General features: G+C 46.9%; 13 protein-coding genes. 7 read left to right on the top strand and 6 right to left on the bottom strand.

Annotation, left to right across the window (positions count from 1 at the left end):
* Positions 1–110 precede the first annotated feature (110 nt).
* Positions 111–845, bottom strand: coding sequence for an HAD family hydrolase (locus MAS10914_RS0117250; RefSeq protein ID WP_026082615.1), 735 nt, complete (start codon positions 843–845; stop codon positions 111–113).
* A gap of 153 nt (positions 846–998) precedes the next feature.
* Between MAS10914_RS0117250 and cbiD the strand changes: the two genes are divergently transcribed.
* Genes cbiD through MAS10914_RS0117235 form a run of 3 tightly spaced genes read left to right on the top strand, consistent with a single transcriptional unit; the run spans position 999 to position 3484 of the window.
* Entirely contained in the window at positions 999–2099 is a 1101-nt protein-coding gene (gene cbiD / locus MAS10914_RS0117245; RefSeq protein ID WP_017317197.1) for a cobalt-precorrin-5B (C(1))-methyltransferase CbiD, read from the top strand.
* On the top strand, positions 2065–2808 hold the full coding sequence (locus tag MAS10914_RS0117240) for a cobalt-precorrin-6A reductase (protein WP_017317196.1): 744 nt from the start codon (positions 2065–2067) through the stop codon (positions 2806–2808). The genes cbiD and MAS10914_RS0117240 overlap by 35 nt, the downstream gene beginning before the upstream one ends.
* Before the next feature lie 31 nt (positions 2809–2839).
* Complete coding sequence (locus MAS10914_RS0117235) at positions 2840–3484, top strand: Uma2 family endonuclease (RefSeq protein WP_017317195.1); 645 nt, start codon at positions 2840–2842, stop codon at positions 3482–3484.
* A 227-nt stretch (positions 3485–3711) separates the two neighbouring features.
* Here the strand turns inward: MAS10914_RS0117235 and MAS10914_RS35635 are convergent, their stop codons facing one another.
* The 4 genes from MAS10914_RS35635 to MAS10914_RS0117215 all read right to left on the bottom strand — a co-directional run bounded on the left by MAS10914_RS35635 (position 3712) and on the right by MAS10914_RS0117215 (position 5765).
* Positions 3712–3849 (bottom strand): hypothetical protein, encoded by a 138-nt coding sequence (locus MAS10914_RS35635; protein ID WP_232224179.1) that lies wholly within the window; start codon positions 3847–3849, stop codon positions 3712–3714.
* Entirely contained in the window at positions 3842–3985 is a 144-nt protein-coding gene (locus MAS10914_RS35630) for a hypothetical protein (RefSeq protein ID WP_232224178.1), read from the bottom strand. The genes MAS10914_RS35635 and MAS10914_RS35630 overlap by 8 nt, the downstream gene beginning before the upstream one ends.
* Complete coding sequence (locus MAS10914_RS0117220; RefSeq protein WP_017317193.1) at positions 3982–4212, bottom strand: addiction module protein; 231 nt, start codon at positions 4210–4212, stop codon at positions 3982–3984. Before MAS10914_RS0117220 ends, MAS10914_RS35630 begins: the two co-directional genes overlap by 4 nt.
* Before the next feature lie 347 nt (positions 4213–4559).
* A complete protein-coding gene (locus MAS10914_RS0117215) occupies positions 4560–5765 on the bottom strand; it encodes a bifunctional cobalt-precorrin-7 (C(5))-methyltransferase/cobalt-precorrin-6B (C(15))-methyltransferase (RefSeq protein ID WP_017317192.1) in 1206 nt (401 codons plus the stop codon).
* 306 nt (positions 5766–6071) lie between these two features.
* Here MAS10914_RS0117215 and cobG point away from each other — a divergent pair, with 306 nt between their 5' ends.
* From cobG to cobJ, 4 genes are all read left to right on the top strand, one after another.
* Entirely contained in the window at positions 6072–7634 is a 1563-nt protein-coding gene (gene cobG / locus MAS10914_RS0117210) for a precorrin-3B synthase (RefSeq protein ID WP_017317191.1), read from the top strand.
* Positions 7635–7706: 72 nt separating this feature from the next.
* A complete protein-coding gene (locus MAS10914_RS0117205; protein ID WP_026082614.1) occupies positions 7707–8336 on the top strand; it encodes a precorrin-8X methylmutase in 630 nt (209 codons plus the stop codon).
* Entirely contained in the window at positions 8336–9037 is a 702-nt protein-coding gene (locus tag MAS10914_RS0117200) for a precorrin-2 C(20)-methyltransferase (protein WP_017317189.1), read from the top strand. Before MAS10914_RS0117205 ends, MAS10914_RS0117200 begins: the two co-directional genes overlap by 1 nt.
* Positions 9037–10797: a precorrin-3B C(17)-methyltransferase gene (gene cobJ / locus MAS10914_RS0117195; protein ID WP_017317188.1), complete on the top strand. Its 1761-nt coding sequence runs from the start codon at positions 9037–9039 to the stop codon at positions 10795–10797. Before MAS10914_RS0117200 ends, cobJ begins: the two co-directional genes overlap by 1 nt.
* A gap of 188 nt (positions 10798–10985) precedes the next feature.
* Here cobJ and MAS10914_RS0117190 read toward each other — a convergent pair whose 3' ends face one another.
* Positions 10986–12560 (bottom strand): alkaline phosphatase D family protein, encoded by a 1575-nt coding sequence (locus MAS10914_RS0117190; RefSeq protein WP_026082613.1) that lies wholly within the window; start codon positions 12558–12560, stop codon positions 10986–10988.
* Positions 12561–12749 lie beyond the last annotated feature (189 nt).

Genomic DNA, 12749 nt, shown 5'->3' with positions numbered 1-12749 from the left:
GCACCTTGCAAGTAAATGAAGTACAACGCTGTCGTCTAAAAGCCAGACAGAAAGCCCTTTTTACTTCTGAGTTCTGAGTTCTGAGTTCTGAATTCTGCTGTAGATGCAATTCATTCACTGACAACTTGAATTTCATCGAGTTGATTAATAACCACATCCGCACCTTTAACATTCTCCGCCTTCCCTACCCAAGTAATACCAATGCAACCAGCAGCTTTGGCATGACGAGCCATTTGCATATCACCTACAGAATCTCCTACCATCAGCGTGGCACTTGGTTCCACTCCTAAAGCTTGGCAAGCATTCACAAATAAAATTGGATCTGGTTTACTTGGACCTTCATCAACTCCCATTTCTAGTTGGATATAATCACTTAATTGATGATTTTGGACAAAAGCACGCACTTCTTGGGTTGTTGCTGCTGAAAGAATTCCTAATTTCAGTCCTGCTTCCGATAGAGACTTTAGCACTTCCAAGCTACCTACAAACAAAGGTGAAGGAGTCTTGCCAACATATTTTTCCGCGTCTTCCAAAGCTTGACGAGATATCGTTAAAGATTCAAACCATCCCCGTCCAGTTTCGGCAATATAAGCAGCTGCGGCGACTTCTGTTTCACGGCGACTCGCCACCGAGATTAAACCCGCTGGATCGAGGCGATCGCCATTAACGCCAAATGCCATTAACAATGGTTCCCCAATTCCAGGAATTTGCGCGTCTATGATCCGCGCGCCTCTTTGTGCGAGAGTACGCAAGTAAGCTTCAGAATCTTCCAGAGTCCCGTTTTTATCAAAAATAATTGCTTGGATATTGGAAAACGTCACATTTCTACACTTAATTGTTACCAAAATAGACCTCTCGCGATCGCCTAACCAAAAATCATTAAACCTTGTTTTCCATGCTATTCTGCTAGAACTTAGGCAAGTAGGTGCGCTCAAGGGAGGCGCTTTCTTTCTTATAGTAGAAGCGAAGATGTTTCTAAAAACTCATTTGACAGCCATATGGCTCGTACAGGTTATACCCTACCAGTGTTTGTAGTAGCGGCGGCTAAAGCTGCTTTGATGCATCTGCGTGAAAAAATAGAATCTCAACTGTCCGTTGAGATTGACCTCCTCCCTGAAAAAGCAGAGATTCCCATTTCTCAGGTTGCAGCTTTAGATGCTCAAAGTGCCTTAGCAGTGACACTGAGCGATCCAGGTGATAACTTAGATTTGACAAGGAACACGCCCATTTGGGCTTGGGTGAGGTTGTCCGAAAGGCGATCGCAAGCCCTGATTTTAGAAGCGGGAGAGGGTTTGGGAAAAACAGCCTCTGGAGAAGCAGCAATTTACAACTATGCCCGTCGCTTGTTTGATGCTAATTTACTACCTCTCATTCCCCCAGAGCAAACAGCAACCGTATCAATTATTCTTCCCGAAGGTCGTCAGCTAGCGAAACGTACCTCCAATGAAGCCTTTGGCATTTTAGAGGGATTGTCTTTATTGGGAACCAGCGGAATTTCTCAACCCCTGTCTGCGGCTGACCACTTGGAAGAATTTCGGCTGTCGTTGCACGATAAAGTCAAAGTTTGTCCTAATCTCGTATTTTGTATTGGTAGCAATGGTATGCAAGTGGCACAACGTTTAGGCATACCAGAATCAGCAATTGTGCAAACAGGCAACTGGATTGGTGCCTTGTTGGTAGAAGCCGGACTGTACCAAGCAAATTCTATTTTGTTGCTGGGATATCAAGGTAAACTGATTAAGCTAGCAGGTGGCATTTTCAATACGTCTAGTCATTTAGCAGATGCCAAATTAGAAATTATTAGTGCAGCGGTGGTTGCTGTTGGTGGTGATTTACAAGCAGTGCAGGCAGTTTTAGATGCTAAGACTGCCGATGCAGCACACAAAAAATTAATAGAACTGGGACTGGCAGAATCAGTATTTAGGATACTGGCGGAAAAAATTAGTCACAAAGCTACTGCTTACGTGCAAAAATATGCCAATGTTCCCCTCAAAGTTGGTACTGTTTTATTTGACCGCAAAGGTGAAATTATCAGCCAAGACTCGCAAGCAAAAGAACTGTTAGATGAAACGTCTTCTTATTCTTGGCGGAACAGGTGACGCTGCTCAATTAGCTGCTCAAGCCTCGGCTATCCCAGAGGTACAAGTTATCACATCTCTAGCAGGTCGCACCAGTCAACCACAAGCCCCAGCAGGAATGGTGCGTATCGGCGGTTTCGGCGGTGAAGCGGGGCTGGTTGAATACCTGCGTGATGCCAAAATAGATGTGCTCATTGATGCGACTCATCCTTTTGCCGCACAGATATCTTTTCATGCAGCAGCAGCCGCTACTACCTGTAAAATACCGCATCTGATGCTCATCCGTCCTGCATGGAAGCGTCTTCTTGATGACCAGTGGGTTGAAGTTGATAGTGTGGAAGCAGCCGCCGCCGTATTACCTGAATTTGCCCAGCGTGTATTCCTAACCGTTGGTAGGCAGCAACTCGCACCCTTTGCCAGTCTGGAAGATATTTGGTTCCTGATGCGGCTTATCGACCCCCCCACTCCTGATGCATTGGTACCACCAGGGATGATATTGTGCGATCGCGGTCCCTTTGCCCTAGATAATGAGCGAAAACTGTTGATTTCACATCAGATTGATACTATAGTCAGTAAGAATAGCGGCGGTGATGCTACCTATGCCAAGATTATTGCAGCGCGGGAGCTTGGGGTGAAGGTAGTCATGGTGAAGCGTCCAGCGACTCCACCAGGAGAACAGGTGAGTGATGTAGAGAGCGCTGTAGCGTGGTTGGTAAATCAGCTACTATAAAATTTGAAAGATTATTTTTCATTCTTAAGTTATGACTGCTGTCACTCTCGTTGTCAAACCTGTTAGCCAGATGCAGTTGGCTCCTGGTAGCGCAGTCACCATCCCAAATGTGAGTTGGCAGGAATTTGAGTCGATTTTGGAGGAATTGGGAGAACGCCGAAGTGCGAGAGTAGCCTACAGCAAGGGTACTTTAGAAATTATGGTTCCCCTACCCGAACATGAAATTCCCAGAGACCTCCTTTGTGATATTGTCAAAACATTACTAAAGGCTAAGGGTATGCGATACCAGCCTTTTGGTTCCACGACTTTTAAACGGGAAGGTTCAGCAGGAGTTGAACCTGATGGTTGCTTTTATATCCAGAATTATCAACGCATGATTGGTCGTCGTCGCTTGGAAGCAGACGATCCACCACCGGATTTAGCAATTGAAACAGATGTCACTTCTAAAACCACTCTCGATGCGTATAGAGCAATTGGTGTCCCAGAAGTGTGGGTTTATGATAGCGGCAGCCTCAATATCTATGTGCTTAGAGATGCAATATACTTAATATCTGACAGTAGTCCCATTTTTGAAGAGATGCCTCTGGTGCAAATTATTCCCGGTGTAGTGGAACGTGCTTGGCAGGTGGGAAGTGTTCAAGCGTTGGAAGAATTTGAAGCAATTATTAGGGCTTAGGGAGTTTGCCCAGTTACATTAGCCAAGGAAAAACCCGTGAGGACGCTAAGAGCAAACATTGCAGAAAACATTGAAGAAGCGATCGCTCTTTACATAGAAGTTTTGCAAGAGCGAGAACTAACGTTGCAATATCACCCGCTATAAGCTGATGCTCTGGTAAGTCGAGAGTTAAAGCAACCTCCTTATACAACTCAAGCGTCATGGCAAGACTCCTTACGAGAACAGTGTTAGACTGGAACTGCTTCTACTCTGTGCGACTCTTCCAATATCCAGGCTCTCGACTGCAATGCATCACAGCCAAAATGAGGATGTAGTCTTGCTCGATTGTATAAAGAATTCCATACGGAAATTTTCGCGTCAGACATCGCCGAATATCCTCATCAATGACGCGCCATCGAGTTGGAGATTCTCTAATTGCGCTACCTCATTACGTTGCTCTGCATAGTATTGAACAGCCTCAGCATATTCACTCAGCGCCTCAGGATGAAATACATACTTCATTGCTCAAGCAGTTGCCTTACCTGAGCTAACGCTTCTTCCCCAGCAATTGGTTGGACTGCAGCGCTTCGGACTTCATCTCGCCGTCTTTTTGCCTCTGTAGTCCAAACTGCTTGAATTGCTGGATCAGTATCGAATTCCAAGCTTTCTACCAGCTTCTCAGCTAGGAGTGCCCTTGATTCACTGGGCAAAGATAGGACTTCTTCTGTTAGTTGCTCTATTGAACGCATCGCTAATATGCAGAATGTTGAATTTTACTCACAGTGTAACAGCGTTGAATACTTCCAATAGACAACCATCTTCTCCACCAGTTAGATGAGGAACGAAATCAACTATAACGTCCCACAATATATGTAGGGGAATCGGGACGACAGCATAGCCTCCACTGGTATTCCAGAGTGGTTTCCAACAAAAGAGGAGGCTTATGCTGCAATCAGGCGTAAAATCGACCAAATTTCTGAACAAGCTACTACCTAATAAAGTAGGAACACTGCGTCTAACTCATTATTAAACGAAATTTTTCTGCATATAATCCTCTAGAGAGATATAGACTACCTTTCCTGTCCCTTCTGCCTTACTACTTCACCACCACCCACTGTGTCACCGGCACCATCGGCTTCCATCCCAAAAACCCGCCAATAGGAGCAGCCCGTTGCACAGCAACGCGAATCAACTCCCCACCTACTTGATTGTGCCATTGCAACAGCTTCTGTTCACTTTCAACCGTAACTGCATTGGCAACAAAACGCCCACCCGCAAGCAAAGCTTCCCAACACACCTCAAATAAACCTTCTGTCGTTGCACCACCACCAATAAAAATGGCGTCTGGTTGGGGCAAGTCTGTTAGTGCAGCGGGAGCCTTACCTGCAACAATTTGTAAATAAGGTGTACCAAGGGCGGCGGCGTTGTCAGCAATATATTGTAGTCGGGTGGAGTTTTGCTCTATGGCGATCGCCCGACACCGAGGATGACTCCGCATCCACTCAATACCAATGGAACCACACCCAGCACCCACATCCCACAACAACTGTCCTGGCGTGGGAGCTAAAGCGGAGAGTGTTATCGCCCGCACTTCACGCTTGGTTAGCTGTCCATCATGATGATAGGCATCATCCGGCAGTCCTGCTAACCGGGGTAAAGAAACGACTCCAGCATCAGCAATGCACTCTACAGCGATGGTGTTTAAATCAGCCAGTTCTGTTGTCGTCCATGAGCCGGCTGTACCTGAGATTATTCTTTCCTGAGAACCGCCCATGTGTTCCAAGACGATTATTTTACTACCACTAAAACCACGCTTTGTCAAGATGTCAGCGACAATTGCCGGGGTTTCCTTCCCTTCACTTAATATTAATAGACACGCTTTCGGGTAGATAGCGGTTTGGATGAGTGCAGGGGGACGACCGTTTAAACTTAATGTCTCTACTTCGGTCAGTGACCATCCTAGTCTGGCACAAGCGAGGCTGAAGGATGACGGTGCGGGGATGATGGTCATCTCAGAAATGGGAATCTTGCGGGTGAGTGTGACACCGATACCAAAACACATGGGGTCGCCACTTGCCAATACGCAAACAGACTGACCCCGACGACGGAGAATTTCTTCTATCGAATGACTGATGGGGGAAGTCCAGATGAGTTTCTCGCGCGGATCGTCTGGTGGTAACATGGCGAGATGGCGTTTTCCCCCGACGATCACTTCTGCACGCTCAATGAGAGAACAGGCGATTGCACTTAATCCCGATAGCCCATCCTCACCAATACCTACCACGGATAACCATTTGTGCATCTAGCGACTGCTCGAAGAGTTAAGAGATTTAGCAAAAACAAGTAAGGCTATTATCTCATGCTAAACTACACACACTTGGAGTCGGGAAAGTTCGGTGAGATTCCGGGACTGTGCCGCAGCTGTAATCCGATTTTGGTAGTGGTTAGTGGGTAGTAGTTAGTGGGTAGTGGTTATTAGACAACCAACAACTAACAACTAACAACCAACAACTAACAAATTCGTTTAGTCAGAATGCTGACTTCAAGGGTGTCTTGTAGACACAGTTATTATCTGCTCCCTGCGTTGCACAGGGAAGGAGTTGCAGGCGTGCCATTACCGAGTCATTTTGTCAGTTGTCCTGGTCTTTTTTATAAAACGTCCGCACGAGATGGTATATTATCTCGCATTCGCATACCTGGAGGAATACTGTCAGGAGGGCAGTGTCGTGTCATAGCTGACTTAGCTGATGAGTTTGGGACTGGGTATGTCAATGTTACCAATCGTGCCAACCTCCAAGTCCGTGAAATCCGCAAGGAAATGACTGCTGATGTTTTGAGAGTCCTACAGGAAATTGGCATAGCTTCAGCCATTCCAGAAGTTGATCATCTCCGCAACATCATGGGTAGTCCCACAGCTGGCATCGACCCATACGAATTAATTGATACTCGAGCGCTGATCCGCGAGTTGGATAATTATATTACAACTCATGCGGAGCTAGCACCACTTTCACCGAAATTCAGTGTTGCTTTTGATGGCGGTGGTTCTGTGTCGATAGGCGATCGCCTCAATGATATCGTCTTGACTGCTGTTATGCATGATACAAGCGTTTACTTCCGCCTCAAACTGAATTTAGGTGCATCACTGTTTGAACCATTCATTGATACAGGCATTCTGCTAAAACCAGAGGAGTGTCTAGAGGTTGTGGCTACAATGGCGAGAGTCTATTTGCAGCATCTAACTGTAGGGACTGGGAAAATCATTCCTAATCGTAAATCTCACCAATTGCGTCTTTGGGAGGTTTTGAACAACTTAGGCGTTGAAAGATTTCTCCAAGAAATTGAGCGTTGTCTTCCCTATTTACTGCGGAGGCGATGGGAATGTAGAGACGTTGCACGCAATGTCTTTACCAAATACCAACACATAGGCGTCCATCCCCAACGACTCAAAGGACTATCCTACATCGGTGTTGTGATACCCGTTGGTAAATTGGAAACCTGGCAAATGCGTAAATTAGCGGATATTGCTGAAACCTACGGTAGTGGCACTCTTAGACTGACACCTTGGCAAAACCTGCTGATATCAGATATTCCTCAACAGTGGATTCCTCATACAAAAAGTATAATCGAAAACTTAGGATTGCATTGGTCTGTAACCAACATTCGCAGCGCCCTAGTCGCCTGCGCTGGGAATACGGGATGTGCCTCTTCAGCAACGGATACCAAAGGTCACGCCTTGGCACTAGCTAAGTATTTAGATAACCGCCTAACTAACGGACACTTGCCTCAAGTCGGGGAACCAGCCCACGGCAGTGTCCTCCTTAACCAATCAGTCAATATTCACTTTACAGGTTGCCAAAAATCCTGTGCCCAGCATAGCACAAGCGATATCGCTCTACTAGGTGTCAGTATTGAACAGGAGGGGCAAACAGAAACAGTGGAAGGCTATAAAGTCTACGTGGGTGACGGTAACAGCAACGAAAAATTTGGACGAGAACTTTACCAGTGGATACCATTTGCAGAATTGCCCCAATTGATAGAACGAATGCTGCAAATTTATATGGCAAAACGTGCTAATTCTAATGAGTCATTTGGAGAATTCGCCAACCGATATGCTATTGCAGACTTGCAAAGGTTATTTGAAAAAGGAGAGTGGTTAGTGGTTAGTGGATAGGAGTTAGTGGTTAGTAGAAAAACTAACAACTATCAACTATCAACTATCAACCAACAACTATCAACTAAACAAATGACTATTGACTACATTCGAGATGGTAACGAAATATATCGCAAATCCTTTGCTACTATTCGCTCAGAAGCAAATCTGTCTGTGCTTGCTCCTGATGTGGCGCATGTTGCCGTGCGTCTCATTCATGCTTGCGGCATGACAGATATTGTTGATGATATAACAGCTTCACCAACAGCTGTGGTGTCGGGGCGTACAGTTTTAGCAGCAGGGGCACCAATTCTATGTGATTGTCGGATGGTCGCAGAAGGCATTACGCGGCGGCGACTGCCAGCAGACAATTGCGTGATTTGCACCCTTAATGATCCCGAAGTGCCAGAACTTGCCCAAAAACTGGGAACCACCCGTTCTGCCGCTGCTTTGGAATTGTGGCTACCAAAGTTAGAAGGGGCAGTGGTCGCAATTGGTAATGCACCCACCGCTTTATTCCGGTTATTGGAAATGCTGGATGCTGGGGTTCCGAAACCTGCGCTGATTTTGGGTTTTCCTGTGGGGTTCGTGGGGGCAGCAGAGTCGAAAGCCGCACTGGCAGCAGATAGTCGTGATGTTCCATTTATAACATTACATGGTCGGCGGGGTGGGAGTGCGATCGCCGCCGCCGCAGTTAACGCTTTAGCGAGGGAGGAAGAGTGATGACGAAAGGTCGTCTTTACGGAGTTGGAGTGGGACCGGGTGATCCAGAACTTTTAACACTAAAAGCACTGCGGTTATTACGGTCTTGTCCAGTCGTTGCCTATCAATCGGCAGAAGATAAGGAGAGTATTGCTAGAGGTATCGTAGCCCAATATCTGCCTGGCAATCAAATTGAGGTACAATATCATCTCCCGCGTGCTCTTGATCCGTATGCGGCGCAACCGATTTATGACCAAGTTGTCACCCCGATTGCAGAACATCTTGGCGCTGGACGGGATGTGGTGGTATTGTGCGAGGGCGATCCGTTGTTTTACGGCTCGTTCATGTACGTATTTACACGACTGTCTGACCAGTTTGAAACAGAAGTTGTGCCAGGGGTTTCTTCACCGATGGGATGTGCTTCGGCACTTGGAGTCCCCCTGAGTTATCGTAACGATGTTTTCAGTGTACTGCCAGCTACACTGCCAGCTGAAGTTTTGGAAGCACAATTGTTAAATGCTGATGCTGGTGCGATTATTAAGCTGCAACGGCATTTTACGAAAGTTCGTGATGCTTTGTATAAACTAGGGCTTGCCTCACGGGCGCGTTACATAGAGCGAGGAACGATGGCGGCACAACGAATTATCCCTCTAGATGACGTTGATCCTGCCCAAGTGCCTTACTTTTCAATGGTTCTGGTTCCAAGTAAGAGTCATTTATGATGTCAAAAATGGCACTTGCTGTTGTGGTGCTGGGTCAGAACAGCATCCCTGTAGCAAAAAAAATTACCAGTGTTCTACCAGGAGCGCAGTTATACGGACTGGCGGGTCGCACGTCTGATGTGGATGTCACTTTTACTGAGTTTGGAACAACACTGCGGGAGTTATTTGCTAGTGGAACACCCATCATTGGCATTTGTGCTACAGGTATTCTGATCAGAACCCTCGCGCCATTGCTTGCTAACAAGCGACAGGAACCGCCAGTGATTGCAGTTGCTGAGGATGGTAGTGCAGTCGTGCCACTTTTGGGCGGACTCAATGGTGTAAATAATTTAGCGCGCCACATCGCCAGCGTACTGGATGTCAAACCTGCCATTACAACTACGGGTGACATCCGTTTTGGCATTGCACTGGAAGACCCTCCACCAGGGTATCGTCTGGCGAACCCCGATGACGCTAAATCTTTCATGTCTGACTTGCTGGCGGGAAATTCCGTGAGGTTGGAGGGCGATGCACCTTGGTTAAGAAATAGTTCGTTACCCATTGCCGAGGATGCAGAGAGAATTATACACGTTACAGAAAAGCAAGTCGTTTCCAGATCAACTCGCTTGGTTTATCATCCAGCAACGGTGGCAATTGGGGTAAGCTTCCTCAATCCAAAAGGGGGTTCCGAGGAAATCGCGCTAGTGCAGCAAATGCTGGCTGATGCTGAGTTAGCCCCAGCATCCGTTGCTGGAGTCTTCGCCAGCACCCTTGATGCTGCCAATCTGAGTTTACAAGCAATTGCCAACGCCTTCAACGTGCCTATTCGCTTTTTTACTCCAAATGAGATTAGCACAGTTATGTCACAAAACAATACCGCAGATGTGGCAGTGGGGGCGGCTTTAGCAGCTTCTTCTGGGCGGTTGGTGATGCAACAGCAATCATCTGACTTTAGCTGTGCCATTGCCATTGCACCCCTACCCATCGATCTCAGCACCACAGGTAAACCACGCGGTCGATTGGCAATCATCGGCACTGGTCCTGGAGGAAGCGATTGGATGTCGCCAGAAGTCAAAGAGATTTTACGTAATGCCACTGACTTAGTTGGTTATTCTACTTACCTAGAATTGGTGGGTTCTCTTGGCAACGGTAAACAGCGACACGAATCTGACAACCGAGAAGAAATTGCACGGGCACGAATGGCACTAGATTTAGCGGCAGAGGGGCGTTTTGTAGCAGTGGTATCCTCTGGTGATCCTGGAATTTATGCAATGGCAGCAGCAGTTTTTGAAGTGCTTGAGAAGGAGGCAAAACCCCAATGGCAAGGTATCGAAATTCAGGTAGCACCAGGAATTTCGGCAATGCAAGCAGCAGCAGCAAAGATTGGTGCGCCGCTTGGTCATGACTTTTGCACCATCTCCCTGTCTGATATCTTGAAGCCGTGGTCAATTATTGAACAGCGAATCACTGCTGCTGCCAGAGCTGATTTTGTGATTGCCTTTTATAATCCAGTATCGAAGCAGCGTACCTGGCAACTGACAGAGGCAAAAAATATCCTACTGCGTCATAAACATCCTGAGACTCCAGTCGTACTTGCCCGCAATATTGGCAGGAATGGAGAAGCTGTGAAGGTTTGCACTCTGGAACATTTAGCACCAGAACTCGCCGATATGCGGACAGTCATTCTTGTGGGGTCAAGCAAAACCCGAATGATTCAGAGGTGTGATGGTAGCTTCTGGGTTTATACTCCTCGTCGATATGACGAAAATCAGACTTTGTAACCAAACATTAGACTTGTTGCAAAAATACGATTTATGAATTTTTGAACCACAGATGGACACAGATAGACACAGATAAATATCGGTGTCCATCTGTGGTTTAATTTCAAAAAATTGACTTTTGCAAGAGTGGTATTCCGCAAACAGAAACCGCTGAAACTTTCAGCGGTTTTCTGCCAAGATATCCAATGCTAGGTACGTTCAGCGCCTGGTCGCCCGTTTTGGACAACAAACGAAGCTAAGGTGCTGATAGTTGCATTCTGTTCGCGGATGGTGGAAACAATGCGGTAGTCACTTTGCCAAGTGTCGGATGTGAGATGACAACGCACGTAACCCCGGTATTGACCGTCAAAGAATTTAGTATGAGGATTGTCGCTTAGGGCTGCTACAGTCGGGGCAATGAAGGACTCAGGGAAGTCGGAGGAAATTGAGGTACCTACGAACTCAGTGGCGACGGTGGCTGAGTTTGGGTTGCTGAAGTCAGTTTTTAGATCGTGTACCCAGCTAGAATGGATGTCACCAGTAATGACGACTGGGTTGCTGGGTTGCCGCTGTTGTAGAAATTCTAATAGGCGATCGCGTGCAGCTACGTAACCGTCCCACTGATCAAGATTAAAGAGTTCTTGGTCTGGGAGGGCATTAAAGTCGTATTCTGCCATCATCGTTTGTTGAGCGAGAATATTCCAACGAGCTTGAGACTTACTCAAACCCTGAAATAACCACTGCTCCTGCTGTTCGCCAGTCATGGTCGCATTTGGATCAAAGGCTTGGGCACAACGAGATTTTATGCCATCATCACAGGGCTGATCACTGCGGTACTGACGGGTGTCTAGCACGTTAAACTCAACAATGTCCCCAAAGGTAAAACGCCGATAAAGCTGCATATCAGCACCCTGAGGCAGCGATGAGCGGCGTAGGGGCATATGTTCGTAGTAAGCCTGGTAAGCGTTGGCTCTGCGAGTGACAAACTCCTCTGAACTTTGATTTTCTTCTGGAATGAGGCTGGCGTAGTTGTTTTCTACTTCGTGGTCGTCCCAAGTGACTATCCAGGGAAAAGCAGCATGAGCCGCTTGCAGGTTGGAGTCAGTTTTGTAAAGGGCGTGGCGGTTTCGGTAGTCGGTAAGGGTAACGATTTCAGGACTATTATGTTCGCGTGGACCTCCAGATTCTGGTCCGTACTCATAAATATAGTCGCCCAGGTGAACGACCAAATCTAACTCCTCTTGAGCTAGGTGCTGGTAAGCTGTGTAGTAACCGTTCTGCCAGTCTTGGCAATTGGCAAAGGCAAAGCGAAACTTATCGACACGGGCATTACGCGCACTAGCTGTGCGGGTGCGTCCGATGTTGCTCACTTCATTACCTGCTTTGAACTGATACCAATACCAACGCTCAGGCTCCAACCCACCCACATCTACATGGACAGAGTGTGCAAATTCCGGCGTTGCGATCGCCGTCCCCCGTCGCACGACTTTTGTCATGTTTTCGTCTTCAGCAATTTGCCACTTGACTGGCACATTAATAGATGGCATACCACCACCATTTAACGGCTCTGGAGCCAGTCGCGTCCACAGCACCACGCTGTCTGGTAAAGGGTCGCCAGAAGCGACGCCGAGACTGAAGGGATAAGCCGAAAAACTAGGCTGTGCAACAACTCTGTGAGACCATTGACTTGCAATTACGCTGGCGCTCACTGCTCCAGCACCAATCAGAAAGCGCCGCCGCTTGGCTTTGGTAGATAGTAAGCGATCAAAGTAAAAACTCTCCATACGCATCCTTTTTAGAAATTCTTAAAATAGAGGGGAAACTTAAAGCTTGATAAGACAATAGCCAACGTTAATATGGCTGGATACCAAATCCTGCTCCAACCCCAAGCCAAAGAGAGGTTATAAATGCGGATTTGGTATGAAACCCAACTCCATCTGGCAAGATTAACTTATCAAGTGCGTATTAACTAA

This window comes from Mastigocladopsis repens PCC 10914, assembly GCF_000315565.1.
Lineage (GTDB): Bacteria > Cyanobacteriota > Cyanobacteriia > Cyanobacteriales > Nostocaceae > Mastigocladopsis > Mastigocladopsis repens.
This window is presented reverse-complemented; position numbering and strand designations above follow the sequence as displayed.